The organism is Pseudomonas tremae, assembly GCF_001401155.1.
Lineage (GTDB): Bacteria > Pseudomonadota > Gammaproteobacteria > Pseudomonadales > Pseudomonadaceae > Aquipseudomonas > Aquipseudomonas tremae.
Genome location: NZ_LJRO01000508.1, coordinates 78,933 through 103,353 on the forward strand (window position 1 = coordinate 78,933; position 24,421 = coordinate 103,353).

Sequence of the window (24,421 nt, forward strand, 5' to 3'; positions counted from 1 at the left end):
CGACAAATCAACGAGTTATGCCATGAATCTACGCAGCGTGGACGACCATTGTCAGTGTCCCCGGAAACCGCCGGATGTTACCACAATCGCGGAGGCGCTCACATCCTTTGCAGGCCCTGAAAGCGAGCCATCAGCCCACAAGACGCCTGAGAGACGCTTACAGGCTCGCGCAGCCGCTTTGCGCAAGCGGCGAGGCGTGGAGCCCGGGGATCAATGAAGGTGTTTGCGGCTCATCAATTGCGCCATGCGTGCAGTGTCGGGACGCTCGACAATGCCTTTTTCGGTCACGATGGCGTCGATGAGGTCTGCCGGCGTCACATCGAACACCGGATTGAAGGCCTCTACGTCAGCGCCGACCCGCTGCCCGCCTACCTCAAGCAGCTCACGACCATCACGCTCTTCGATGATGATGTCGTCGCCGCTGGCCATATCCATATCGATGGTCGAACTCGGCGCCACGACCATGAAGCGCACGCCGTGATGCATGGCAGCGACCGCCAGCTGATACGTGCCGATCTTGTTCGCCACATCGCCATTGGCCGTGATGCGGTCGGCGCCGACGATCACCCAGGTAATGCCTTTGGTGCGCATCAGGTGGGCGGCGGCAGAGTCGGCATTGAGGGTCACCGGGACGCCTTCGTTGGCCAGTTCCCATGCGGTAAGCCGCGAACCCTGCAGCCAGGGCCGGGTTTCACCGGCGTAGACCCGCTCGATCATGCCTTCAAGGTGCGCGGCGCGAATCACGCCCAGCGCGGTGCCGAAACCGCCCGTGGCCAGCGCCCCGGTATTGCAGTGGGTCAGCACTGTCTGGAGATTGCCTTGGTGCCGGCGAATCAGATCGGCGCCCAGCTGCGCCATGGTCAGATTGGCTTCGCGGTCGCTCAGGTGAATGGCCACGGCTTCGGCCTCCAGCGCCGCCAGCGGGTTGTCGCCGTTCTTGACCCGCATCAACCGGTCACGCATACGGTTCAATGCCCAGAACAGGTTCACTGCGGTCGGTCGCGAATCGGCCAGCAACTGCAGGTCTTCTTCCAGCACCGGATACCAGTCGCCGCCCTCTTCGATACGTGCACGAGCGCCCAGCACCGCGCCATAGGCGGCACTGATGCCTATAGCAGGCGCACCCCTGACCACCATTGTGCGAATCGCCTCGGCGACCCCGGCGGCAGTGGTGTAGCGGTGCCAGACCTCCTCGAAAGGCAGCACCCGCTGGTCAAGCAGGTACAACGCGTTGTCTCGCCAATCGATGGCCTTTACCTTCTCTGCAGCCAACAGTCGATCGCGCATCGCCAACTCCATCTTGAACATCCGAAACCCAGCATCAAAAGCCGCTGATTATAGCGAGCAGTCCGCGAAGACGCTCGGGTATACTTCGACATCAACGTAATAAGCTTTGGAAACCTTCTCATGCCGAACGCCACGCCACCGCTCGACCTGCTGCTCCTGCCCACCTGGCTGGTGCCGGTCGAGCCCGCGGGCGTAGTGCTCAAGGACCACGGTATCGGCATCTACGACGGCCTCATCGTCTATATCGGCCCACGGGCCGAGGCATTGCGCCACGATGCCCTGCAGGTGCAAGAGCTGCCCGGCATGCTGCTCAGCCCCGGCCTGATCAACGCCCATGGCCACGCAGCAATGACACTGTTTCGCGGCCTGGCCGACGACCTGCCGCTGATGACCTGGCTGCAGGACCACATCTGGCCTGCCGAAGGCAAGTGGGTCGATGAAGACTTCGTGCGCGATGGCACCGATCTGGCCATCGCCGAGCAGCTCAAGGGCGGCATCACCTGTTTCTCGGACATGTATTTCTACCCCAAAGTGGCTGCCGAACGCGTCCACCTCAGCGGTATGCGCGCGCAAATCACCGTGCCGGTGCTGGACTTTCCGATTCCGGGTGCCCGGACCACCGATGAAGCACTGCACAACGGCATCGAACTGTTCAACGACCTGGCCCACCACCCGCGTATCAAAATTGCCTTTGGCCCGCACGCGCCCTACACCGTGGGCGATGAAAACCTGGAAAAGATCCGTGTCATCGCCGACGAACTCGATGCCATGATCCAGATGCATGTCCACGAAACCGCCTTTGAAGTCGAACAGGCCGTCGAGCAACATCAGGAACGCCCCCTTGCCCGGCTCAATCGCCTGGGCATGCTCGGCCCGCGGTTTCAGGCCGTACACATGACGCAAATCAGCGATGAAGACCTCGAACTGCTGGTGGAAAGCAATTCCAGCGTTATCCATTGCCCCGAGTCCAACCTCAAGCTGGCCAGCGGTTTTTGCCCGGTCGAGCGACTATGGCAGGCGGGTGTGAACGTTGCAGTGGGCACCGACGGCGCGGCCAGCAACAATGACCTCGATCTGCTCGGCGAAACGCGCACTGCCGCCCTGCTCGCCAAGGCGGTCGCCGGTTCGGCCACAGCTCTGGATGCCCACCGGGCATTGCGCATGGCAACCCTCAATGGTGCCCGCGCGCTGGGCTTGCAGGACGAAACCGGCTCGCTGGAGCTTGGCAAGGCCGCAGACATGGTCGCTTTCGACTTGTCCAGGCTGGCCCAGCAACCGATCTATGATCCGGTGTCTCAGCTTATATATGCCACGGGACGCGACTGTGTGAGCCACGTCTGGGTGGCAGGCAAACAGTTGCTCGACGATGGCCACCTGACCCGCATGGATGAGCATGCACTGCGCGACACTGCCATTGCCTGGGGCCAGCGTATTTCCGGCAAAGTCGAATAATTCGATCCGGACCGAACACATGCCAGTCTGGTTCATCTATACCAGACTGATGAAAACGAATTTTGAGTTCAAGAGGGACACCCATGAGCAACGTCGACCGCGCAGAAATCGCCAAATTCGAGGCCCTGGCCCATCGCTGGTGGGACCGCGAAAGCGAATTCAAGCCGCTGCATGACATCAACCCCTTGCGCGTCAACTGGATCGACGAGCGCGCCAGTCTGGCCGGCAAGAAGGTTTTGGACGTCGGTTGCGGCGGCGGCATTCTGAGCGAGGCGATGGCAATGCGCGGCGCAACCGTCACCGGGATCGACATGGGCGAAGCGCCACTGGCAGTGGCGCAGTTGCATCAGCTCGAATCCGGTGTCAGCGTCGAGTATCGGCAGATCACCGCCGAAGACATGGCCGAAGAAATGCCCGAGCAGTTCGATGTGGTGACCTGCCTGGAAATGCTCGAGCACGTCCCGGACCCTTCCTCGGTGATTCGAGCCTGCTACCGCATGGTCAAGCCCGGCGGCCAGGTATTTTTCTCGACCATCAACCGTAATCCCAAGGCCTACCTGTTTGCCGTGATCGGTGCCGAATACATTCTCGGCCTGCTGCCGCGCGGCACTCACGACTTCAAGAAATTCATCCGCCCTTCCGAGCTGGGCGCTTGGAGCCGCGATGCAGGCCTGCAGGTCAAGGACATCACCGGCCTGACCTATAACCCGCTGACCAAGCATTACAAACTTGCCTCCGACGTTGACGTCAACTACATGATCCATACCCTGCGGGAGGCATAAGACATGCGCTTGAGAGCAGTTTTATTCGACATGGATGGCACCCTGCTCGACACCGCGCCCGACTTCATCGCCATTGCTCAGGCGATGCTGGCGGAACGCGGCCTTCCCGGCGTGCCGGACAAACTGATCCGCGACGTCGTCTCCGGGGGCGCCAAAGCAATGGTCGCCGCCGCCTTCGCAATGTCTGCCGATGCACCGGAGTTCGAGGCATTGCGTGTGGAGTTTCTGGAACGCTACCAGCGTGACTGCGCCACCCACAGCAGGCTTTTCGACGGCATGCCCGAGTTGCTGGCCGATATCGAGAAAGCCGGCCTGATCTGGGGCGTGGTGACCAACAAACCGGTGCGATTTGCGCAGCCAATCATGGATCAGCTCAAGCTCTCGGAGCGCTCGGCGGTACTGATCTGCCCCGATCACGTCACGCACAGCAAACCGCACCCAGAGCCAATGATCCTGGCTTGCAAGATGCTCGACCTGGACCCAGCCAGCGTGTTGTTCGTAGGCGATGACCTGCGCGATATCGAATCAGGGCGGGACGCGGGCACCAAGACTGCTGCTGTTCGCTACGGCTACATCCACCCCGACGACAACCCCGACCACTGGGGCGCCGATGTGGTGGTCGACCATCCGCTGGAACTGCGCAAGGTGCTGGATAACGCCGTGTGCAGTTGCTGAACCCGCCATTATTAATGAAAGAGGCCATTCATGTTTGATTACTCCGCGCGCCCGGACCTGCTCAAAGGCCGGATCGTTCTGGTTACCGGAGCCGGTCGCGGGATTGGCGCAGCGGCTGCCAGAAGCTATGCCGCACACGGCGCAACCGTCCTGCTGCTGGGCAGAACCGAGAGCAGCCTGTCCGAGGTGTACGACCAGATCGAGGCGGCAGGCCAGCCACGACCGGTAGTCATACCGTTCGACCTCGAAATCGCCGGCCCGGGCCACTACCAGGAACTGGCAGGCATGATCGAGACCGAGTTCGGTCGTCTCGACGGTTTGCTGCACAACGCATCGATCATTGGTCCGCGCACCCCGCTGGAACAGATATCCGCCGAGGAATTCGCGCAGGTCATGCACATCAATGTGAATGCCACTTTCATGCTGACCCAGGCGATGCTGCCGCTGCTCGAACTCTCGGAAGATGCCTCTATCGCGTTCACATCCAGCAGCGTCGGCCGCAAGGGACGTGCAAACTGGGGCGCCTACAGCGTGTCGAAATTCGCTACCGAAGGGCTGATGCAAACCCTCGCTGACGAGCTCGATGGCGTGACCGCCATACGCGCCAACAGCATCAACCCGGGTGCCACGCGCACTGGAATGCGAGCACAGGCCTACCCCTCCGAAAACCCTCTGGACAACCCTGCACCCGAGGACATCATGCCGGTCTACCTGTACCTCATGGGGCCGGACAGCAAGGGCATCAACGGACAAGCCCTGAACGCTCAATAAACTGACACGCCCCCGTGTGCTTGTGACAAAAAACTGTCACAAGCGCGGCTTTTTGCGCTTCTTAAAGCCAAGGAATTGCCGAAAATTCGTCACTGTCAGAGAGCTGACGTCAGCTAAACCACTGATTTCAATATGTCTAGGCAAAAATGAACCGAATCGCGACACGTCCCCTCTAACCCAGCCAAGCCAGCAATATGTGCTGAGGAGCGAAGAGATGAATTTTCCTACCCAGACCCATGCAATCGATTTCGATACGGCTGAATTGCAGAGACTTGGCTTTCGAAATCGACCTGACGCCGTACTCCCACCCCCGTCACTGCCCGAGCTGATTTACCAGCTTGGGCGCCAACTGCAGACCAGTCTGGAGGCAGAGCGGATATTGACCCTGTTCTTTCAGGGAGTGCAGCGGTTCCTGCCATTAAGCGGTCTGATCTATAGACACGTTGAAAGTGACCTGCACCTGCGGCTGGGCGAGGTGTCATCCAACAGTGCGAGTTTTCACTTGCGTCATGAAGGTAAATTCATCGGCGAACTGGAGTTCCAGTGTGCCAAGCCCTTTGACACCCGGCAATTGAGCGACCTTGAGTCCTTGCTGGTCTGCCTGCTGTACCCGCTGCTCAATGCATTGCTGTACCGCATCGCCACTCAGAGCGCACTTCGTGACTCGCTGACCGATACCGGCAACCGTATCGCAATGGACCAGAGCCTGGCCCGGGAAATAGAGGTTTCTCGTCGCCACAAGCAGCCGCTGTCGCTGCTCATGCTGGACATTGATCACTTCAAGAAAGTGAATGATGAATACGGCCATCACACGGGTGACGACGTGCTGAAAACCGTCGCGCACAGTCTGAAGACGCAGTTGCGTAATATTGACCGCGTGTTCCGCTATGGCGGGGAAGAGTTTGTGGTGATTCTGTCGAACACCGACTCCGATTCAGCTGAACTGATCGGCGAACGATTACGCCAAGCGGTACGAGACCTCGAGTTTCAGGAGCTTGACCCGACGCTGAACATGACTGTCAGTCTCGGCTGTTCGACGCTGCTGTCAACGGAAACGGCCGACAGCCTGCTGCGCCGGGCCGACAACGCTCTTTATGTTGCAAAGCGTCAAGGCCGAAACCGCCTTGCGATGGCCAGCTAGCGTCGCGACCTCTCCCGCCTTCCTCCTCCCTACGCTTCCAGTGCGGCGACCCGTCCGCGCGCAGACTTGATCTTGTCGAGCTGCATGCAGCGCTCCAGGAACAAGTGCATGTAATCGTAGCTTTTGGTAACGGCCTGACGCAGCTCGGCCTGCAACTGTTGACTCGGTTTGTTACCCACCAGCGTACAAATGATCTCAAGCGCTTCCCAAGGATGCGCATCATCGTACTGTGCATGCATTTTGAGCCATTTCATGGCTTTCTTGCGGGTCTCTTCAGGGAACGCTTCAGCGTAGGCACCTGACGAACAGACCACCGCCGACCACTCCCCCGTTGCACCTTCGATGGCGTAGTTGGTGGCAGCCATCGCTACTGCCAGAGAATCCGAGGAACTGGTCTGCCAGCACCAGTGGCTCAGCGCGTGCAGCTCCGGGGCTACGTGCTGATCATGAAGATCCTCAAGCGTCACATCGTGAGATGCGCACCAGTTGACCCAGTAATCAGCGTGGTTGAGTTCGACTCGAATGTTGCGCATAAGCCAGCGACGCGCCATGTCTTCGCCAGGATGACGGCCGAAGCGGGTCTTGGTCAGGTTCTTGGCCATGTACACCGCAAACTGCTCTACGACGGGCCAGCCACCAATCAGGTAATGGCGCATGATCAGCGGGTTCAGTCTTGCGTCACGCATCTGCTGATACAACTCGTGTTCGACGACCCGCGCCTTGGCAGCACTGCAATCCTTGATCAGCTGCTGCGCCCAGGCCGGGTAGCTGCTGGCTTCCATGAGCGGACCTGTTCTCTCGAAAGTGTCGATCACTGGGTATCTCCTTATAAGGTTTCGACTGATTAACGTAGCGTTCCTGGCGCGCCGAACATCAGGGGGTCAGGCCGTACGGGCTGAATGTACAGGCTTTCACAAGTGAACAATTCAGGACGCGAAATCAGATAGCCCTGTGCAAAATCCACGCCCATTTCCAGCAACGCAGACTCTATCTGGGGCGTCTCGACGTACTCGGCAATGGTGCGTTTACCCATCACATGGCCAATATTATTGATGACCTCGACCATGGCCTTGTTGATCGGATTGTCGAGCATGTCCTTTACAAAACTGCCATCAATTTTCAGAAAGTCCACTGGCAAATGCTTAAGGTAGGCAAAGGACGACATCCCGGAACAGAAATCATCCAGAGAAAACCTGCAGCCCAGTGACTTCAGCTCGTTGATGAATCTGATGGCGCTTTGCAAATCGGCAATGGCACTGGTTTCAGTGATCTCGAAGCAGATCATCTCCGGCGCCACATCAAAAGCCACGAACTGATGCTTCAGATACTCGAGAAACGTATCATCTCCAATGCTTGAACCAGACAAATTTATAGCACACAGCGCCTGAGGTGCCTGATGCCTGTCATCACTCTGGCACTGGGCGATGACCTTGAAAACGTTCTGTACCACCCAGCGATCCAGGGTGGTCATCAGCCCGTAACGCTCGGCAGCCGGGATAAAGCTGTCCGGCACCACCATCCTCCCGGATTCGTCACGCAGACGCAGAAGAATCTCGATGTGGCGTACCTCATTGCCCTCTCCGCTCATGGCGGCGATTTCCTGAGCATAAAGACAGAACCGGTTTTCATCCATTGCCATATGCAAGCGTTGTATCCAGGCCATCTCGCCGAAACGCATGGACAGCTTCAGGTCGTCGACGCTGTACACCTGAACCCGGTTACGGCCCTTTTCCTTGGCCATGTAACAGGCCATGTCGGCGGCGGACAGTGATGCTTCGAGGGTGACAGGTACGTCGCCCAGATGCACAAGACCAATACTGACGGTGGTCATGAACGGCCGGCCTTTCCACATGAAATGCAGGCTCTGCACAATTTCGCGCAAGGCCTCGGCAATGTCGTTAGCCTTGCTGGCCGGACAGTCGACGAGCAGAACGCCAAACTCGTCGCCACCCAGACGTGCCAGTGTGTCGCTGTCGCGCAGGCCCTGCGGCAAGGCCTGACACAGCTGGCGTAACAGTTCGTCGCCTGCGGCATGACCACCGGTGTCATTGACCAGTTTGAACTGGTCAAGGTCAAGGAACATCAGGCAATGAGTGCCTGAGCCGTCGCCGCGCTCATCAAGCACCTGTTGCAAGCGTCGCTCGAACTCGCTGCGGTTGACCAGCCCGGTCAGCGGGTCGTGGGCAGCCTGCCATGACAGCTCGGCGATGTACTGACGCTCCTGGGTCATGTCATGCAGCACCAGCACTGCACCACTGATCACGCCGGAGGTGTGGATAGGTGTTCCGACCAGTGCTACCGAAACCGTACTGCCATCCAGCCGCTGGATCAATTTGCTGCTGGCGCTGCCGCCCTTGAGCCTTCCGGAGGCAATCTGATCGATCAGCGTCGAGCTGTCTTTCTGGTCGTGTTCATCCAGCAGGTTGAACAGCGCTGCCAGAGGAAGCCCGCTGGCCTGTGAGCTCTTCCAGTGCGTCAGACCTTCGGCCGCAGGGTTCATGTACACAATGGCACCCGCCACATCGATGGTGATCACTCCGTCGCCGATCGATTCAAGGGTAATTTGCGCCCGCTCCTTCTCCAGTTGCAGCGCGTCGGCGAACAGCCGTCGTTGGGCAATCAGGCGGCGCACACGCATCAGCGCCAGTACAATCAGCACAATGGCGGTCACCAGATTGACCGCTATCAGCAGGTTGAGGATAAACCGCGACCCTTCGCCCAGCGCGTCGCTGAATGCCTTGGCTGCAGGCGTGACACCGTCATTGATGACGTTGATCTGCACGCGCCACTGTTCGACATCGGCAGGTGTGACATCGCCCTGAATAACACGCTCATGGATATGCTGTGCAAGCTCGTTGAGCTGCATCAGGTAGCCATCCCCCACTTCCCAGAAGTGAATGGCCTGCTTCATGAAACTGAAATTGTGGAAATTCAGGTACATCCAGATGATGCCGTTGACATCGTCCGGGTGATTGCCGCCCTGGATGATGCCGGCCCGCGCATCCGACAGAGAGGGAATGGGCTGGTCAAGCGCCTTGCGCAATGCATGGCCGCCCTGCGGCACAGCAAAGGCACGCTGATACTTCAGGTAATCGCCTTCATCGTGCGTATTGGCGTAAAGACTCAGGTAGTGGATGGCGTCCTTCTGCCCCTTGGACCAGAGGCTTTCACCCGCGACATAGCTTCGCACGGCAGACATGGTATAGAGGCTTACGCAGCCCAACAACGCCTGAAACAGTGCGACGGCAATGAAAGGCCATACGATGCCCAACAGACGGGGCTTGGAGAAGGTCCATGGTTGTTTCATGGGTTTCACGTCACCACATGCCTGAATAAACGTCTAGCGCAGAGACTAGGCTAAATTCCGCAATGATGGCAGTTGAATCTCCCAAAATTGAAGCAACTTGAACACTGATCAAGGCGAAGCACATCAAATTTGTTGTAAATGTCCGTACAGTTTGGCGTACAGACCTCCATCGGCAATCAGTTGCTGATGATCACCGTCTTCCACAATTCGGCCGCCGTCGAACACCAGCACCCGGTCAGCCTGCTTAACGGCAGAAAGACGATGCGCGATGATCAACGTGGTGCGACTGCGCAGAAAGCGTGCGAGGGCCTGATGGAGGTTGTACTCCGTGGCAGCGTCCAGCGCCGAAGTCGCTTCATCGAGGATCACCACTTTAGGATCGGATAACACCATGCGCGCAATCGCCATGCGCTGGCGCTGCCCGCCAGACATCCTGACCCCGGAGCGCCCCACCACACTGTCCAGGCCTTGCGGCAGCTCGCGTATGGCGCAATCCAGTTGCGCGACTTCCAGTGCCCGCCAGCAGGCGTCATCACTGCAGTCGCGGCCCATGGTCAGATTGGCCCGCACGGTGTCGTTGAACAGCGCCGGATGCTGCAGGACTACGGCGACGTTCTCGCGCACTTTTTCCAGGCCGATATCCTGCTGGCTGACGCCACCAAAACGAATGATCCCGGTGCGCGCCGTGTACAGGCCCAGTAGCAACTGCACCAGCGTACTCTTGCCCCCGCCACTGGCGCCGACAACCGCAACCTTCTCCCCCGGCGCGATATTCAGATTCAACTGATCCAGCACCAGATCATCGCCATAGCCGAAGCTCAGGCCGCGTACTTCGATGCCCACGGTATCGCGTCCCTTGAAGGGGTCGACACCGCCGGGGTATTGCGGCTCGTCGGCTCGAGCCAGCAACTCGTTGATACGCGTGAGTGCGCCGCCCGCTGCGTAATACGCGTACTGCAGGTTCAGCAATTGCTCCACCGGCGTCATCATGAACCACAGGTAGCTGAAGACTGCGAGCATCTGCCCGATGGAGAGGTTCGAGAACAGCACAGTGAGCATCGCAGCGGCGCGAAAGATATCGATGCCGAATTGAAACAGCAGGCCGCTTGCACGCCCCGAAGCGTCGCTCTTCCATTGCGAGTTGATGGCGTAGTCGCGAACTTCCTGCGCCTTTGACCCCAGACGCCCCAGAAAGAACCCCTGCCGATTGCCGGCCCTGACTTCCTGGATCGAATCCAGCGTTTCACTCAACGCCTGGGTAAAGCGCGAGGTGCTGTCGTTCTCAAGCTTCTTGAGGTGTTTGACCCGCTTGCCGAGCTTGACTGTGAGGAGGATCACCAGCGGGTTGAACAGCATGATCAGCAGCGCGAGCTTCCAGTGCATCCACATCAGAATGCCCGCCGTGCCGGCCAGCGTCAGGGTCGCCACCAACAGGCGACTGAGCGTTTCACCGACAAATTTGTCCAGAGTGTCCAGATCGGTCACCAGGTGCGTGGTGACAGTGCCGCTGCCCAGGCTTTCGTATTCTCGCAGTGAAATTCGCTTGAGCCGCTCAATCAGGCGCAGCCGGATACGGTAGACGATGTCCTTCGCCAGCCCGGCAAACAACCTCGCCTGCAAGACGTTGAAAACCAGCGCCCCTACGCGCAGCAGCAGTGTCAGCAAAAGCATCAGGCCGATATAGCCCACCGCCTTCTGCAGGCTGTCGGGCAACAGATGATTCATGACTTTCAGCGCGGCATCGCCCCGGCCCAGCAGCACTTCGTCAACCAGCAACGGCAGCAACAGGGGGATCGGCACACTGCACAGAGTCGCCAGAACCGCGACACCATTTGCCAGCCACAGCGCTTTTTTATGACGTAACGCGAGGCGGCGGATTTCAGCCCAGCTCAATGCATCGCCACGGCCTGCATGCGCTTGTCGGTGCGCGTCGGGGGGATCATCACGCACTGACTGCACGCTCCAACCATCGCCCCAGCAGCGGCGAAAGGCTGCTCAGCGGCTGATAACCATTGGTCAGCAGCGCCAATTGGCCATTGCGTTCGGCGAGCAGGGTCGGAAACCCGGCAATGCCCAAGTCCTGCGCCCAGGCGAAATCAGCGACCGTGGCCGCCTGCCGCTCCGGGCTTTCAAATTCATCGGCGAATGCCTGACGCGAAAAACCCGCCTGCCCGGCCAACTCGGCCAGCACCGAAGGAAGCGTCACATCACGACCCTCGCCATAGAACGCTTGCTGAATCAGCCCCGCCAGCAGCCAGGCACCTTCAGGGTCGAGATGCCGCGCGGCGGCGACCGCCAGACAGGCTGGAGTGGTGTCGTAGACAAAACCTTCCGGCAGTGCGCCTTCGAGATGAAACACCTGCCCGGTGGCCTCCTCGACCGCCCGCCAGTGTTCAAGAATGTAGCGGCGCTTGGCGGGCTCCAGAACGGTCTTTTCAGAACGCAGGCCGCCCATGACCAGGTGCAACGGCACGCCCGCCTCGCGCGCCTGAGTGACCAGTGCGTCGGCAACCGGGGCAAACCCCCAGCACCATGAACACATAGGGTCCATGACATAGATCAGGCGGGCGGACATGGCTCAGGCCTCTGAAGTTGGATGCTCGGATGGTAAACGGTAATTACGACCGATTGGATGAGGCTGGTTACGCGCCTTGGCCAATTCGATCTGTTTCTGCCTGTCAATGGCACTGCGCCTGGTTTTCTCGCTCAACGAATCCCAGCAATGCGGGCAACTGACACCCGGCGAGTAGTGCTCGCTGGCGCGGTCCTCGGCACTGATAGGGGTACGGCAGGCATGGCACTGATCGTAATCGCCTTCGGTCAGGTCATGACGAACTGTCACCCGGTTGTCGAAGACAAAACATTCGCCGCGCCACTGACTCTCTTTCTCTGGGACTTCCTCGAGGTATTTGAGAATCCCGCCCTTGAGGTGATAAACCTCCTCGAAACCCTCGCCCAGCATATAGCTCGAGGCTTTTTCGCAGCGGATGCCACCGGTACAGAACATTGCGACCTTTTTGTGTACCGCAGGGTCGAAATGCGCCTTGATGTATTCGGGAAACTCACGAAACGACGTGGTCTTTGGATCAATGGCGCCTTCGAAAGTGCCAATTGATACCTCGTAATCGTTACGGGTATCGATCAACAGCACTTCGGGGTCAGTGATCAGGTCGTTCCAGTCTTTCGGCTCGACGTAAGTGCCCACGTTTTTGTTAGGGTCCACGCCCTCCACACCCAGGGTCACGATCTCTTTCTTGAGCTTGACCTTGGTACGGTAGAACGGCTGCTCGTCGCAGTAGGACTCCTTGTGATCGATATCGATCAGGCGTGGGTCACTCTTCAGCCACGCCATCAGGCCATCAATGCCTTCACGGCTGCCGGAAACCGTGCCGTTGATGCCCTCATCGGCAATCAACAGAGTGCCCTTGATGCCGTTGTCGACCATCGCCTGCAACAGCGGCTCGCGCAGTGCCACGTAATCGCTGAGGGTCACGAACTTGTATAGCGCCGCTACGACGATCGGCTGAGTCATCGGCTCTTGAGTCATGTATCTCTCCAGTGGCGACCCTCGCAAAGGGCCTACCGGGTAAAAAATTGCGGACAAAAAAAACGCACCGGCCAGTCGGCGCGGTGCGGATTCTAGCAAAAAGCGCGGTTCAGCAGGCAGCTCGGCGGATCAATTGCCCCCGCAGAGGGGGCGTGATCGGCAAAGCGTGCCTGTCAATGACCGCCAGCACAGGTGGGCGAAGCAGGCGCAGCACCGGTTTTCGCCCATTCTTCAGGCGTGTACGTGTGCAAGGCCAGCGCGTGAAACTCGCCCATCAGAGCCCCCAGCGTGGCATAGACCTTCTGGTGCCTCTTGACCTGGCTCAGGCCCTCGAACTGATCACTGACCAGCACGGCCTTGTAATGCGTCTGCTGACCACGACTGTGCATGTGGCTCTCATCGAGCACTTGCTGATGATGCGGTTGCAGCAGCGCAAGCGCCGACTCGATTCGTTGTTGCATGGTCATGTCAAAAACCGCCTGTCAGGGCTTCTTGGCCGGAGCGGCAGCAGGAGCAGCGGCCTTGGCAGGTTCCAGCTCGGCAGTCATGTCAGCCAGCAGCTTGTTGACGACCGGCACTGCGCTTTCCAGCTTGCTCTGGGTCAACTGAGCGGATTGTTGCGCCAGCTCAGGCATCTTGGTCATCACTTTCTTGCCCAGCGGGGACTGGTAGAACGCAACCAGATCCTTCAACTCGCTTTCAGTGAAGTTGGTGGTGTAGAGCTTGACCATTTCAGGCTTGAGCTTGTTCCAGCCGATGGCCTGATCAAGTGCGGTGTTGGCTTTGGCCTGATAGGTTTCAAGCAGCGCCTTTTTCGAGGCAGGTGCCTTGGTTTCAGCGAAACGCTGGGCAAACATCTGCTGAACCTGCGCGTAGACCGGAGCGCCCAGGCGATCGGCGTTGGCAAGCTTCAGGAATGTTTCGGCGCTCGCATTGTGACTGGCGGTGTCGGCAAAGACCTGACCACTGGCACACACCAGCGCTACCGCGGTACAAATGGCACGAAGACGGGTCATCGAGTTTCCTTATCTAGCGAACGAGGCATTACCCCAGGGCCGACCATTCTGCGCTTATGTGGGCTTTTGTCTCAACCCCCGGTTCACCGAGCGGTTAAAAAGCAGTGCTCGGGAACCCTCTCCGCATATGGCTACCTAACCTGCAACGTACTTAAAGGAGTAAGACCTGTGAGCCGCACCGAAACCGACAGCATCGGCCCGATCGAAGTCCCCGAGGATGCCTACTGGGGGGCGCAGACCCAACGCTCACTGATCAATTTCGCGATTGGCGATCAGCGCATGCCGCTGCCCGTCCTGCACGCCCTGACCCTGATCAAGAAGGCCGCTGCGCGCGTCAACAATCGCAATGGAGACTTGCCTGCCGACATCGCGCGCCTGATCGAACAGGCCGCCGATGAAGTACTTGAAGGGCAGCACGATGCGCAGTTCCCGCTGGTGGTCTGGCAAACCGGCAGCGGCACGCAGAGCAACATGAACGTCAACGAGGTGATTGCCGGTCGTGCCAACGAACTGGCCGGTCAGGGCCGTGGCGGCAAATCGCCAGTCCACCCCAACGATCACGTCAATCGCTCGCAAAGCTCCAACGACTGCTTCCCGACGGCCATGCACATTGCCACTGCTCAGGCGGTCAAGGAACACCTCCTGCCGGCCATAGCCGAACTGTCTGCCGGACTGGCCGAGCAATCCGCGCGCCACATGAAACTGGTCAAGACCGGACGTACGCACATGATGGACGCGACGCCGATCACCTTTGGCCAGGAGCTTTCAGGCTTTGTGGCCCAATTGGATTACGCTGAAAAAGCCATTCGCGCCACCCTGCCTGCGGTCTACGAGCTGGCGCAAGGCGGCACGGCAGTGGGCACCGGGCTCAACTCGCCGAAGGGCTTTGCTGAAGCGATCGCTGCAGAACTGGCCGCATTGTCCGGCCTGCCGTTCGTCACCGCGCCCAATAAGTTCGCCGCACTGGCGGGTCACGAGCCGCTGGCAGCGCTTTCCGGCGCGCTGAAAACACTGGCCGGCACCCTGATGAAAATCGCCAATGACTTGCGCCTGCTGGGTTCAGGCCCACGCGCCGGGCTGGCAGAAGTCAGGCTGCCAGCCAACGAGCCCGGCAGTTCGATCATGCCCGGCAAGGTCAACCCGACTCAGTGCGAAGCGCTGTCGATGCTGGCCTGTCAGGTCATGGGCAACGATGTGACGATAGGCTTTGCCGCCAGTCAGGGGCACTTGCAACTGAACGTGTACAAGCCGGTAATCATCCACAACGTCCTGCAATCGATTCGCCTACTGGCCGATGGCTGCAGCAACTTCAACGAACACTGCGTCGCCGGCATGGAGCCAGACGCCGAGAAGATGGCCGAGCACCTCGAGCGCGGCTTGATGCTAGTCACTGCGCTCAATCCGCATATCGGCTACGACAAGTCGGCGCAAATTGCCAAGAAAGCCTATACCGAGGGTTTGACCCTGCGCGAGGCGGCACTTGCGCTGGGCTACCTGACCGATGAGGAATTCGACGCCTGGGTACGCCCGGACAAAATGCTGGAGGCAGGCAGCAATGGCTGATGCCAGATCCGGTGCAACGCCACTGGAAGGCAATGGCAAACGGATACTGATGGTGTACGGCACGCCGAAAACCATCAGCCTCTGCCATGCCCTGGGTGATGCCTACGCGCAGGCCGCACGAAGCGAAGGCCATGTGGTGCGGGTCATCAAGCTGGGCGAACTGGATTTCGATCCGGTTCTGCACAGTGGCTACGACCAGACCCAGACGCTGGAGCCTGACCTGCTTGAAGCCCAGCGTCAGATTCACTGGGCCGAGCACCTGGTATTTGTCTATCCGGTCTGGTGGGGCGGCCTGCCTGCGTTGCTGACCGGGTTCTTCGACCGGGTGTTGATGCCGGGCTTTGCGTTCAAGGCCCACGGACGCAGGCATCGCGCCAACGAACTGCTCAAAGGTCGGACGGCAGAGCTGCTGGTGACTCTGGATACCCCGCCGCGTTATTTTCGCTGGATATACGGCGCCCCTGCACATCGGCAGATGGTTCGGACAATCCTGGGCTTTTGCGGGATCAAGACGAAGCGCCTGACCGAATTCGCGCCGGTACACAGTGCCACCGAACAACAGCGGCAGGAATGGATTCTTCAGGCCCAGGCGCTGGGCAAGCGCTGAACGGCTTACCCTGCATCAATGCCTCTTAAACCTGAGCCAGCCTCGCCCTTCTTGCCCGGTAACCAGCGACCAGAGAAGGCCCAAGCGCGGTCAACGCCGACCCTGAAACCACCAGCAAGGCACCGCCGTAACCCAGCACGTTCAGGGTTTCGGCCTGCACGTAAGCAGGCCAAAGCCAGGCAGACGCCGCTACTGCGGCCAGAGTGACCAGAGGCGTCAACGCCAGGGTCGCACTGACCCGCGACGCTTCCCAGTGGGCCAATGCTTCAGCAAACGCACCGTAGGCCACCAACGTATTCAGGCAGCAGGCCAGCAGCAGCCAGCCTTGCAACGGGCTCAGCAGCAACGCTTCGGCGGGGTGCGCCCAAGGTGTCAGCAATAATGCGCAGAACAGGTAGATCACCATCATGACCTGCAGTGAGTTCCATACCGTGAGCAACTGCTTCTGGCTCAGCCCGTAAAAGGTCCAGACCGTCGAAGCAAGAAGCACGATCAGCACACCGGTGGTGTAATCACCCAGCGAGGTAAACAGCTCGAGCAGACGCTGATTGAAGAAAAAGCCAAAGCCGACCATCAGCACCAGCAAGCCGATGCCCTGCCCCACACTGAAGCGTTCCTTGAACAGAAAGATACTGCTGATCAGCAGAAAGATCGGGCCTACCTGCACCAATAGCTGCGTGGTACCCGGGCTCAGCAGGCGCAAACCGATCAGGTACAACACGTAGTTACCTACCAGCCCGAACACAGCCAGCCCCACCAGCACCTTGCCTTTGCGACCCAGCATCTTGAAGCTGGGCAGACGCTTGACCGACGCCAGCCACACAAACAACAGCACGCCGGAGACGAACAGCCTGAACCAGGTAACTGTTACCGGATCCATCACCTGCAGAACCTGCTTGAGTTTGATCGGCAGAATGCCCCAGAGCAGCGCCGTCAGCAGTGACAGGCACAGGCCGTAGACCCAACGACCAGAAGAGATGTGCATCGGCAATTCCGCGAGAAATAGAACACCCGCTTATTCTAGGCGCTGTCCTGAAAAGCAACAGTTACAGCTGAGCGCGCTTAACGCTGCAAATTGTTTTATCAAGCCTTGTCGCCATGATTACGCTGATACGTCTCGTCGCCCATGGCCTGAATCTGACCGTCGATCAATGCATCGAACGGATTCAGCAGCGCCTCGAACGAGCCCGGTGCTTCAAGTGCCTGCAACGCATGCACGATTGCCTCCAGCGTCGACAATGCATTCGGGGCAGGCGCCTTGCGCAAGCGATAACGCGAAGCAGGCACGGCACCCAGACTGACGCGCGGCAAGGCAGCCAACAGAGGGTTGAGGTGCAGCATTTTTCGCGCCTTGCGCCAAGTGCCGTCCGGCACGACCAGCAGCATCGGCAGCGAATCGCCCGCGTAAGGCGCCAGCGTTTCGGCAGTTTCACCCGGGAACAGCAATCGTGCCTGATAGCCGGGCGGGTTCAGGAGTGTTTGCAGATCATCGAACACCTCCCCGACACACAGTTGCGCATTGACCAGCCCGAGCGCTGCCAGCCGTGCGGTGTTCAATGCATGACTGACTTCGCCAGGATGCTGCAGGATCAACACCCGGGTGCGGCTGTCCAGACGCGGGATCAACGCACACAGGCAATGCAGGGAGGGGCGCAAACAACGTTCACAGCGGGCGCGGGGCATCGGTTCTCTCTGGGACGGGCCTGCCGCGCAACCAGAAACGGCACGCCTGGAGGGCAACAAGGATGACAGCTCGGCCATGCAGAGAGCCGCCTGTCGAACAATCAGGCAGTTTAAACAACTTCGTCCGTCCGCGCCGGTGCAATCCGCAGCCGTCTCCCCTGCTTGAGCTAGTCTAATCAGTCCAAGCTGGTGACATGAAGTACGCCTGCCCCATCCTGACAAGGCCAACATCAGGAATACTCATGAATCGCGAGGCAATCAGTCAGGGAGTGTTTGACGAGTTGGGCGTTATCCTGGTGGATAAGTCCGAAATTCACATGGCAGCCACTTTCGACGACCTGGCTATGGATCAAGACGACATCGAGAAACTGCTCGATGCTCTGCAGACGAAGTTCAAAGTCGAGTTTCCGGATTCGGTGAAGTTACAGACCACGCCGCTGACACAGGTGATCGACACCATTCTGTTGATAAGACGGGAAACGCTGCCGGACGACAGCAAAAGCGAGGGGTTATGAGTGTAACCGGGACACCGACTCTGGAAAAAACGTCTTGTGTCGGGACGCTTTTACGCCCCGTTGCTATAGGTAACGTGACCAGGCACACGCTGTGCAGCGAGGTGCTTACCGGCGTGGACGACGACGATCGTCGTTGGTACGAACCGGAATAGGCTGCAGTTTTGGTCGTTCGATAAGACCCAGTGCAACGCCAAGATCATGGAGCCATTCTTGCATTTTGCTATTCATAGAGCCCCCTTGAGGGAAAAACCTGATCTGTATCCATCACTCACTAAAGATCGTAGAAGCAAATTGAACATTTAGCCGAGTGCTACGGAAAAAAATTTCCCCGATGGAGCCAATGTGACAGTTGTGCAGGATCGCTTCTAGTCTTTGCGACGGACGGCTCATTGCCGGATATTGCAGCGGGCTTTTGCAACTGCCTGCGCCCTGCCTCACTCAGGCTGCCGAATCAGGCCTTCCCCGTCCGTCATGGCCCTTTCGAGCAGGTCGGGCGGCAGGCTCTTGCTGGCCCGTGCGCCCAGCAATTTGAGCTGCTCGCTGCGACTGATCAGGTTGCCGCGCCCTTCGGTCAGCTTGTTGCGTGCGGCCGAATACGCTTTGTCCAGTTGCTGCAAGCGGTTGCCCACTTCGTCCAGGTCCTGAATGAACAGCACGAATTTGTCATACAGCCAGCCTGCCCGCTCGGCGATCTCGCGCGCGTTCTGGCTCTGCCGCTCCTGTTTCCAGAGGCTGTCGATTACCCGCAAAGTGGCCAGCAACGTGGTTGGGCTGACAATCACGATATTGCGATCAAAAGCCTCTTGAAACAGATTGGGCTCAGCCTGCAATGCCGCTGAAAACGCCGCTTCGATGGGCACGAACAGCAGCACGAAATCCAGGCTGTGCAGACCTTCAAGGCGCTTGTAATCCTTGCCCGACAAGCCTTTGACGTGATTGCGCAGTGACAGCACATGCTGCTTGAGCGCGGTCTGGCCGATAACCTCGTCATCGGCAGACACATATTGCTGGTAAGCGGTCAGGCTCACCTTGGCGTCGACCACCACCTGTTTGTCACCCGGCAGCATGATCAGCACGTCAGGTTGAAAACGTTCGCCATCAGGCCCTTTGAGGCTGACTTGCGTCTGGTACTCGCGGCCTTTTTCCAACCCTGCATGCTCCAGCACCCGCTCGAGAATCAGCTCGCCCCAGTTGCCCTGGGTTTTCTGCCCTTTTAGCGCGCGCGTCAGGTTGGTGGCTTCATCACTCAGGCGCTGGTTCAGTTGCTGCAGACGCTCCAGCTCCTTGGCCAGCGAAAAACGCTCGCGAGCTTCATTCTGGTAGCTTTCTTCGACACGCTTTTCGAACGACTGAATACGTTCCTTGAGCGGTGTCAGCAATTGCCCCAATTGCTGCTGGCTGGTTTCGGCGAAGCGCTGCTCACGTTCGTCGAAGATCTTGCCTGCCAGCTCGGCGAACTGGGCGCGCAGTTCGTCTCTGGACCCTTGAAGATCGTTCAGACGCTGTTGATGGCTGTCCTGCTGCTCGCGCAGTTCGGCATTCAGTGCTGCGCACTGCGCATCCAGCCGACGCAACTCGGCTTCTCTGCCGGCACGCTCGACTGTCCAGCCTTGTGCCATTTCGCGGGCATTGTCGCTTTCCTCGCGCAGCAATTCGACTTCACGGCGCAGCGCAGCAAGGTCGGCCTGCTTGGCCGAGTTGGCATGCCCCAGATCGCTGACTTCGTCACGGCAGGCGTCCAGTTGCGCGTTCAGGCCTTCCTGCGCCATCTGCGCCATGCTCAGACGCTCATCCAGCAACGCGCTTTCAGCCTGGCGCGAGGCCAGACGACGCTGCATCTGCCAGAGCAATGCCAACAAGGGCAATGCGGCTGCAGCAAGCCCAAGTAACAGGCTGTTCAGGTCCAGTGCCATAAAGACTCCATGCAGGCCGAATCACCGCCAGCGGCATTGTAGGTAGAAACACGAATAGTGCAGCAGAAACAGCCTCTCTAGCGAGGCAAGATCAAAAGGCGGGGGCAAATCGGGGTGACGGATTCTACGCGTTTTTGCGCAGTCGCACAGCCCCCATTACCGGGACATCACCACCGGGACAATCCACAGAAGCTGTGGATAACTCAGTGGACAACCTTCCTTTAACTTCCGCAAACGCAGACAGAATGGGGCTTGCGCTCAAACTGACGATTTTTTCACCAGCAAAAAAAAGCGATGTTTTTCATTGACTTAATAAATCACCATCATAAATCAAACCCTTAGCAACACTTGTGACAGTGATGTGGCAGCTTGTGGCGCTAATGTGCACAACGCTCGCGTAGGCGTTTTTTCAGGGATGTGGTGCGTCAGGTAATCTGCGCACGATGTCACCTAAATCCCCATACACACTGGCTTGTAGCGGTCGTTTCAAAAGAAGGCGCCACGCCCCCGAGCGCTTTCCTGCACGGCGCAGTCCCCTAAAGTTGCTGCAAGCGATAGACTGCGCGCGCTTCGGCAGAAGTCATCTTGAAAAACACCCGCCGTCAGCCATCAATGATTCAGTGAAGGGTTCCATGAGGGAGATACTGAAGTTCTTCGTGTTATTGATAGCAGTCTGTATAACTGCTATCGCGACCAGCCTACTGCTGCCCTCACCGGACGGCGTGGTGTTCGCCTGCAGCGTGCTGTTATCTGCCATCGTCCTGAACCTGATCATCTGCAGGGACCTGAGCAAGGGCCGCATCAATCAGGCAGGCGATATAATGCGCGCCATCGAACGCCGCGAGTCGACTCGACTGACCATCGCAGCCTACCTGCTGGGATGTTCGATGGTTGCCTCCGTGGCGGTGCTGGCCTATCGACTGCTTGTGCATTGAGAATTATTTTTCACGTAGCCTATTGCATTACCTGTTCGCCGTCGGTAGCATTGCCGCCGTTAGTACCAAGCTGAAAATCAATTCCGGTCGACAAGTCCCCCGACAGACACTCCTCCATGCGACGAGAATGTTGGCAACAAGGGATCGACCACCTCGATGGTTTCCAGACATGAACCTTCTCGCTGAAGCACCATAAAGGTGTCAGTGCAGTAACGGCTCTCATGGCCTGCTTCAACCAGCCTGCAATTGATCAGGATCTTCACCTGGAGCGTAGAACCTTTGCTCCTGTCGTGTTGCCTGCCCTCCTAAGTACCTACCGGTCAGCCAGAGCGCCATACGATAAAGCGCGCTTCAACTGCCTGTCTTGTTCCAGTCAGGTTCTCCGCCCAGCCAGGCTTTTTTATCAAATGTCGGCCCGCGTTTACTGGAATCTTTATTTATGCACGGTATTGTTCCGTGTTGTTTCAGGAAACACCTTGAATATGAATACTCAAACTCAGCACGCGATTCACACGCTTACCAATGCTTTTGCCCCGATGAACTGCCTGATCATGGCAGCTCGCAAAGGTTGCTTCAGCTTTACCATCGTCAATGAACACGGCATCGCCCGCCACAGCGAACGCCTGTACCCCGATCAGTACGCAAGCGCCGAACCGCTGCAAGCCGTGATCGAGCGTACCCGTCAGGCTCTCATCGCCTGACGACAGCTGTAACGCAAGCCCGAAGCCCCGCCTTACACGCGGGGCTTTTTAATGCCCGTGATAAAAGTGACCGACCTGACGAGTAAGCACGACAACAGAACTTCGAAAAAAGTGCATTTCCTACTGCTTTTTCAGGATTGTCCTACAAGAATAGCTCTAAATCGGGCTATTCAGGCTATAGCGCGCCGTTCAAAATGTTGGTAATTTCCGAGCGGTGAACAACAAGGAGTTCTAATAATGAAAATAATGACAAAAGCACTGAACCGGACAACGCTGGGACTCGCTCTGGGCCTGGCTTCTTCTCAATTGCTCGCTGCCGGCTTCGCCCTCAATGAACAAAGTATCAGCGGCATGGGCACCGGTTTCGCAGGTCGCTCCTCCTCAGCCGATGACGCAAGCACTGTATTCGGCAACCCTGCCGGCATGTCGCGCATAAAACGCGAACAAATCAGCGGAGGCGCCGCAGCCGTTATCGCCAAGACCGACATCGACAATGGTCGCGGCACATTTGGCGGTAGCAACGACGGTGACATGGTCCCGGTCGTCGGCGTGCCAATGGGCTACTACGTAAAACCTATCGATGATCACTGGGCATTTGGTCTGGGCGTGTACGTGCCGTTCGGCCTGGTCACCGATTACGAAAAAGGCTTCGCAGGCCGCTACTGGGGCGACAAGAGCCACGTCCAGGTCGTGACCTTTCAGCCGACCGTCAGCTATGCATTCAACGACAAGGTCTCCATCGGTTTCGGCCCGACCATCAACCGTATCGACGGCGAGCTGACGTCTGCCACGCTGAACGCAAGAAGCCCTGGCCTGAACGACGGCAAGGTGAAGATCGAAGGCGATGACACCGCGATCGGCTTCAATGCCGGTATTCTGGTGCAAGCCACCGACACCACACGCCTTGGCCTGACCTACCACTCGAAGGTCGATTACAAGCTCAAAGGCAAGACCAAGATCGAAGGCTCGGGCTTCGGCGGATTCTCCGGCCAGAAGTACGACGCTTCGCTGGATATTTCCACGCCTGAGTCCGTGGACTTCTCCATCACTCAGCAGCTCGACGAAAACTGGACTGTCTATGCAGGCAGCACCTGGACCCGCTGGAGCCGCTTGCAAGACATCACCGTCAACAACGATGGCGTTCCTGCCCTGCTCGGCGGTTCCGTCGGCCCGATCGGCACTATCTCTGAAGAACAGAACTGGCACGACACCTGGGCACACGCCATTGGTGCATCGTACAAGGTCAATAAAGAGTGGACGCTGCGCACTGGCTTCTCCGTTGATCAGTCGCCAACCAACAACGTCAACCGCTCCCCACGCATCCCGACTGGCGATCGCAAGATCATTAGCTTCGGTGCCGGTTGGAGCCCGACCGACGACCTGACCATCGACGTGGCGTATTCGTACCTGCGTGAAGAAGAAACCAAGATCCGCGACAGCAGCGCGACCAAGGGTTCTTACAGCGCCGACTACCGCAACACTGCTCACGGCCTGGGCACCTCGGTTACCTATCGCTTCTGACAGGCGACCGCCAAGCTGAAAAAGCCCGCGACCAGTGATGATCGCGGGCTTTTTATTGCGCGCCTGACACCCTTGAAAGCGGATGCAAAGCGCCTGGGGCTGCGCTCCCCGATGGGGTGCGGGAACAGCATTCATACTCCATGAGTATCGTGCCAATGCTCCGCGTTGGCATGCATTTCGTAACGCTCTGCGTCATACCGTGCTGCGAATCAGCGAGATTCGGGCTCGACTTGAGCTTCGCACTCCCCTGCAACCTAGGGCTTCGATGCAATCGCCTTTTCGATGGCCGCAATCAGTTCAGGATCATCGGGCTTGGTCATGCTGGAAAAGTTGGCGATGACCTTGCCCTGGCGATCGACCACGTACTTATAGAAGTTCCAGCGTGGCGCGCTGCTTTGCTCGGCAAGCACTTTAAACAGGTGAGTGGCATCGTCACCGCGCACAGCCTGCGGCTCGGTCATGGTGAAGGTCACGCCGTAATTGACGTAGCAAACCTTGGCGGTTTCTTCACCGTCCTTGGCCTCCTGCTTGAAGTCGTTGGACGGCACGCCCAGCACCTCAAGCCCCTGCCCCTTGTAACGCTGGCTGAGTTCTTCAAGCCCTTTGAACTGCGGCGCGAAGCCACAGAAGCTGGCCGTGTTGACCACCACCAGCGGCTTGCCGGCAAAGCGCTTGCACAGGTCGATGTTTTCCTTGGCGCGCAGCTTGGGCAGCTCGCCTTGCAACAGCGGCGGGCAATCGGCGGCCATTGCAGCGCCGCTCATGGCCAGCAACAAAAGAGAAATCGAAGCAAAGCGAATATTCATCATGGTGGCCCTGAAGATTATTGTGGTCTACCGACACGCTACCGCAAGCCAGGCCTTCTGCCTAGCAAGCGCCCAGGCCCAGTTGTAATGCTGCCAGCCCGACATGTTGCCAGGCCCACCACAGCAGCCCCAACAGCACCGCCACCGCCACCGCCACCGCCACCGCCACCAAGGCCGAGGCTAATGGCCAGCGCCCGGT

24 protein-coding genes are annotated in these 24,421 nt (G+C 58.5%); 11 read left to right on the plus strand and 13 right to left on the minus strand.

Going from position 1 to position 24,421, the window contains the following annotated elements:
- Window positions 1-210 precede the first annotated feature (210 nt).
- Complete coding sequence (gene mtnA / locus ALO43_RS27895) at window positions 211-1,287, minus strand: S-methyl-5-thioribose-1-phosphate isomerase (RefSeq protein WP_054998464.1); 1,077 nt, start codon at window positions 1,285-1,287, stop codon at window positions 211-213.
- Between the two features lie 120 nt (window positions 1,288-1,407).
- Here mtnA and ALO43_RS27900 point away from each other — a divergent pair, with 120 nt between their 5' ends.
- The 5 genes from ALO43_RS27900 (at window position 1,408) to ALO43_RS27920 (ending at window position 6,108) form a co-directional block, all read left to right on the plus strand.
- The gene (locus ALO43_RS27900; protein WP_053931396.1) at window positions 1,408-2,739 is read left to right on the plus strand and encodes a TRZ/ATZ family hydrolase; all 1,332 of its coding nucleotides are present in this window, start codon (window positions 1,408-1,410) and stop codon (window positions 2,737-2,739) included.
- Between the two features lie 83 nt (window positions 2,740-2,822).
- A complete protein-coding gene (gene ubiG / locus ALO43_RS27905; protein WP_024669884.1) occupies window positions 2,823-3,521 on the plus strand; it encodes a bifunctional 2-polyprenyl-6-hydroxyphenol methylase/3-demethylubiquinol 3-O-methyltransferase UbiG in 699 nt (232 codons plus the stop codon).
- 3 nt (window positions 3,522-3,524) lie between these two features.
- The gene (mupP, locus tag ALO43_RS27910) at window positions 3,525-4,196 is read left to right on the plus strand and encodes an N-acetylmuramic acid 6-phosphate phosphatase MupP (RefSeq protein ID WP_024669885.1); all 672 of its coding nucleotides are present in this window, start codon (window positions 3,525-3,527) and stop codon (window positions 4,194-4,196) included.
- A 30-nt stretch (window positions 4,197-4,226) separates the two neighbouring features.
- Window positions 4,227-4,967 (plus strand): YciK family oxidoreductase, encoded by a 741-nt coding sequence (locus tag ALO43_RS27915; RefSeq protein WP_005889736.1) that lies wholly within the window; start codon window positions 4,227-4,229, stop codon window positions 4,965-4,967.
- A gap of 214 nt (window positions 4,968-5,181) precedes the next feature.
- A complete protein-coding gene (locus ALO43_RS27920) occupies window positions 5,182-6,108 on the plus strand; it encodes a GGDEF domain-containing protein (RefSeq protein ID WP_005889734.1) in 927 nt (308 codons plus the stop codon).
- 29 nt (window positions 6,109-6,137) lie between these two features.
- Here the strand turns inward: ALO43_RS27920 and ALO43_RS27925 are convergent, their stop codons facing one another.
- The 7 genes from ALO43_RS27925 to ALO43_RS27955 all read right to left on the minus strand — a co-directional run bounded on the left by ALO43_RS27925 (window position 6,138) and on the right by ALO43_RS27955 (window position 13,978).
- Entirely contained in the window at window positions 6,138-6,923 is a 786-nt protein-coding gene (locus tag ALO43_RS27925; RefSeq protein WP_024669886.1) for a TenA family transcriptional regulator, read from the minus strand.
- A 29-nt stretch (window positions 6,924-6,952) separates the two neighbouring features.
- Window positions 6,953-9,415: an EAL domain-containing protein gene (locus ALO43_RS27930; protein ID WP_024669887.1), complete on the minus strand. Its 2,463-nt coding sequence runs from the start codon at window positions 9,413-9,415 to the stop codon at window positions 6,953-6,955.
- Window positions 9,416-9,538: 123 nt separating this feature from the next.
- A complete protein-coding gene (locus tag ALO43_RS27935; RefSeq protein ID WP_024690075.1) occupies window positions 9,539-11,365 on the minus strand; it encodes an ABC transporter ATP-binding protein in 1,827 nt (608 codons plus the stop codon).
- Window positions 11,358-11,990, minus strand: a complete 633-nt coding sequence (locus ALO43_RS27940) for a DsbA family protein (RefSeq protein ID WP_005889730.1) — start codon at window positions 11,988-11,990, stop codon at window positions 11,358-11,360. Before ALO43_RS27940 ends, ALO43_RS27935 begins: the two co-directional genes overlap by 8 nt.
- A 3-nt stretch (window positions 11,991-11,993) precedes the next feature.
- A complete protein-coding gene (gene trhO / locus ALO43_RS27945) occupies window positions 11,994-12,947 on the minus strand; it encodes an oxygen-dependent tRNA uridine(34) hydroxylase TrhO (RefSeq protein ID WP_162010129.1) in 954 nt (317 codons plus the stop codon).
- Between the two features lie 188 nt (window positions 12,948-13,135).
- The gene (locus tag ALO43_RS27950; protein WP_024690078.1) at window positions 13,136-13,429 is read right to left on the minus strand and encodes a BolA family protein; all 294 of its coding nucleotides are present in this window, start codon (window positions 13,427-13,429) and stop codon (window positions 13,136-13,138) included.
- A gap of 15 nt (window positions 13,430-13,444) precedes the next feature.
- Window positions 13,445-13,978 carry a DUF2059 domain-containing protein gene (locus ALO43_RS27955; protein ID WP_005889727.1) on the minus strand — a complete coding sequence of 178 codons (534 nt, stop codon included), beginning with the start codon at window positions 13,976-13,978 and terminating at the stop codon, window positions 13,445-13,447.
- 168 nt (window positions 13,979-14,146) lie between these two features.
- On the opposite strand from ALO43_RS27955, the gene ALO43_RS27960 reads away from it, so the two are divergent.
- A complete protein-coding gene (locus ALO43_RS27960) occupies window positions 14,147-15,541 on the plus strand; it encodes a class II fumarate hydratase (RefSeq protein WP_053480510.1) in 1,395 nt (464 codons plus the stop codon).
- On the plus strand, window positions 15,534-16,148 hold the full coding sequence (locus ALO43_RS27965) for an NAD(P)H-dependent oxidoreductase (RefSeq protein ID WP_005889723.1): 615 nt from the start codon (window positions 15,534-15,536) through the stop codon (window positions 16,146-16,148). The genes ALO43_RS27960 and ALO43_RS27965 overlap by 8 nt, the downstream gene beginning before the upstream one ends.
- A 25-nt stretch (window positions 16,149-16,173) precedes the next feature.
- Here the strand turns inward: ALO43_RS27965 and ALO43_RS27970 are convergent, their stop codons facing one another.
- Both ALO43_RS27970 and ALO43_RS27975 read right to left on the minus strand, forming a co-directional pair.
- Entirely contained in the window at window positions 16,174-17,133 is a 960-nt protein-coding gene (locus ALO43_RS27970) for a DMT family transporter (protein WP_005889722.1), read from the minus strand.
- A gap of 98 nt (window positions 17,134-17,231) precedes the next feature.
- The gene (locus ALO43_RS27975) at window positions 17,232-17,831 is read right to left on the minus strand and encodes a tRNA-uridine aminocarboxypropyltransferase (RefSeq protein ID WP_054998465.1); all 600 of its coding nucleotides are present in this window, start codon (window positions 17,829-17,831) and stop codon (window positions 17,232-17,234) included.
- Window positions 17,832-18,073: 242 nt separating this feature from the next.
- On the opposite strand from ALO43_RS27975, the gene ALO43_RS27980 reads away from it, so the two are divergent.
- The gene (locus ALO43_RS27980; RefSeq protein ID WP_024669894.1) at window positions 18,074-18,346 is read left to right on the plus strand and encodes an acyl carrier protein; all 273 of its coding nucleotides are present in this window, start codon (window positions 18,074-18,076) and stop codon (window positions 18,344-18,346) included.
- Window positions 18,347-18,451: 105 nt separating this feature from the next.
- Here ALO43_RS27980 and ALO43_RS31930 read toward each other — a convergent pair whose 3' ends face one another.
- Entirely contained in the window at window positions 18,452-18,574 is a 123-nt protein-coding gene (locus tag ALO43_RS31930; RefSeq protein ID WP_117144034.1) for a PA1414 family protein, read from the minus strand.
- A gap of 206 nt (window positions 18,575-18,780) precedes the next feature.
- The gene (locus ALO43_RS27985; RefSeq protein WP_162880326.1) at window positions 18,781-20,145 is read right to left on the minus strand and encodes a DNA recombination protein RmuC; all 1,365 of its coding nucleotides are present in this window, start codon (window positions 20,143-20,145) and stop codon (window positions 18,781-18,783) included.
- A gap of 746 nt (window positions 20,146-20,891) precedes the next feature.
- Between ALO43_RS27985 and ALO43_RS27990 the strand changes: the two genes are divergently transcribed.
- From ALO43_RS27990 to ALO43_RS28000, 3 genes are all read left to right on the plus strand, one after another.
- Window positions 20,892-21,194 (plus strand): hypothetical protein, encoded by a 303-nt coding sequence (locus tag ALO43_RS27990; RefSeq protein ID WP_024669896.1) that lies wholly within the window; start codon window positions 20,892-20,894, stop codon window positions 21,192-21,194.
- A 482-nt stretch (window positions 21,195-21,676) separates the two neighbouring features.
- The gene (locus ALO43_RS27995; RefSeq protein ID WP_002554588.1) at window positions 21,677-21,895 is read left to right on the plus strand and encodes a hypothetical protein; all 219 of its coding nucleotides are present in this window, start codon (window positions 21,677-21,679) and stop codon (window positions 21,893-21,895) included.
- Between the two features lie 237 nt (window positions 21,896-22,132).
- Window positions 22,133-23,416 (plus strand): OmpP1/FadL family transporter, encoded by a 1,284-nt coding sequence (locus ALO43_RS28000; protein WP_024690082.1) that lies wholly within the window; start codon window positions 22,133-22,135, stop codon window positions 23,414-23,416.
- A 254-nt stretch (window positions 23,417-23,670) separates the two neighbouring features.
- Here ALO43_RS28000 and ALO43_RS28005 read toward each other — a convergent pair whose 3' ends face one another.
- Entirely contained in the window at window positions 23,671-24,222 is a 552-nt protein-coding gene (locus ALO43_RS28005) for a glutathione peroxidase (protein ID WP_005889708.1), read from the minus strand.
- Window positions 24,223-24,421 lie beyond the last annotated feature (199 nt).

Excerpts from the sequence above, each read along its gene's own strand:
- mtnA (WP_054998464.1), bottom strand. The coding sequence starts at position 1,287 with ATGCGCGATCGACTGTTGGCTGCAGAGAAGGTAAAGGCCATCGATTGG.
- ALO43_RS27900 (WP_053931396.1), top strand. The coding sequence starts at position 1,408 with ATGCCGAACGCCACGCCACCGCTCGACCTGCTGCTCCTGCCCACCTGG.
- ubiG (WP_024669884.1), top strand. The coding sequence starts at position 2,823 with ATGAGCAACGTCGACCGCGCAGAAATCGCCAAATTCGAGGCCCTGGCC.
- mupP (WP_024669885.1), top strand. The coding sequence starts at position 3,525 with ATGCGCTTGAGAGCAGTTTTATTCGACATGGATGGCACCCTGCTCGAC.
- ALO43_RS27915 (WP_005889736.1), top strand. The coding sequence starts at position 4,227 with ATGTTTGATTACTCCGCGCGCCCGGACCTGCTCAAAGGCCGGATCGTT.
- ALO43_RS27920 (WP_005889734.1), top strand. The coding sequence starts at position 5,182 with ATGAATTTTCCTACCCAGACCCATGCAATCGATTTCGATACGGCTGAA.
- ALO43_RS27930 (WP_024669887.1), bottom strand. The coding sequence starts at position 9,415 with ATGAAACAACCATGGACCTTCTCCAAGCCCCGTCTGTTGGGCATCGTA.
- ALO43_RS27940 (WP_005889730.1), bottom strand. The coding sequence starts at position 11,990 with ATGTCCGCCCGCCTGATCTATGTCATGGACCCTATGTGTTCATGGTGC.
- trhO (WP_162010129.1), bottom strand. The coding sequence starts at position 12,947 with ATGACTCAGCCGATCGTCGTAGCGGCGCTATACAAGTTCGTGACCCTC.
- ALO43_RS27950 (WP_024690078.1), bottom strand. The coding sequence starts at position 13,429 with ATGACCATGCAACAACGAATCGAGTCGGCGCTTGCGCTGCTGCAACCG.
- ALO43_RS27955 (WP_005889727.1), bottom strand. The coding sequence starts at position 13,978 with ATGACCCGTCTTCGTGCCATTTGTACCGCGGTAGCGCTGGTGTGTGCC.
- ALO43_RS27965 (WP_005889723.1), top strand. The coding sequence starts at position 15,534 with ATGGCTGATGCCAGATCCGGTGCAACGCCACTGGAAGGCAATGGCAAA.
- ALO43_RS27970 (WP_005889722.1), bottom strand. The coding sequence starts at position 17,133 with ATGCACATCTCTTCTGGTCGTTGGGTCTACGGCCTGTGCCTGTCACTG.
- ALO43_RS27975 (WP_054998465.1), bottom strand. The coding sequence starts at position 17,831 with ATGCCCCGCGCCCGCTGTGAACGTTGTTTGCGCCCCTCCCTGCATTGC.
- ALO43_RS27980 (WP_024669894.1), top strand. The coding sequence starts at position 18,074 with ATGAATCGCGAGGCAATCAGTCAGGGAGTGTTTGACGAGTTGGGCGTT.
- ALO43_RS31930 (WP_117144034.1), bottom strand. The coding sequence starts at position 18,574 with ATGAATAGCAAAATGCAAGAATGGCTCCATGATCTTGGCGTTGCACTG.
- ALO43_RS27990 (WP_024669896.1), top strand. The coding sequence starts at position 20,892 with ATGAGGGAGATACTGAAGTTCTTCGTGTTATTGATAGCAGTCTGTATA.
- ALO43_RS27995 (WP_002554588.1), top strand. The coding sequence starts at position 21,677 with ATGAATACTCAAACTCAGCACGCGATTCACACGCTTACCAATGCTTTT.
- ALO43_RS28000 (WP_024690082.1), top strand. The coding sequence starts at position 22,133 with ATGAAAATAATGACAAAAGCACTGAACCGGACAACGCTGGGACTCGCT.
- ALO43_RS28005 (WP_005889708.1), bottom strand. The coding sequence starts at position 24,222 with ATGAATATTCGCTTTGCTTCGATTTCTCTTTTGTTGCTGGCCATGAGC.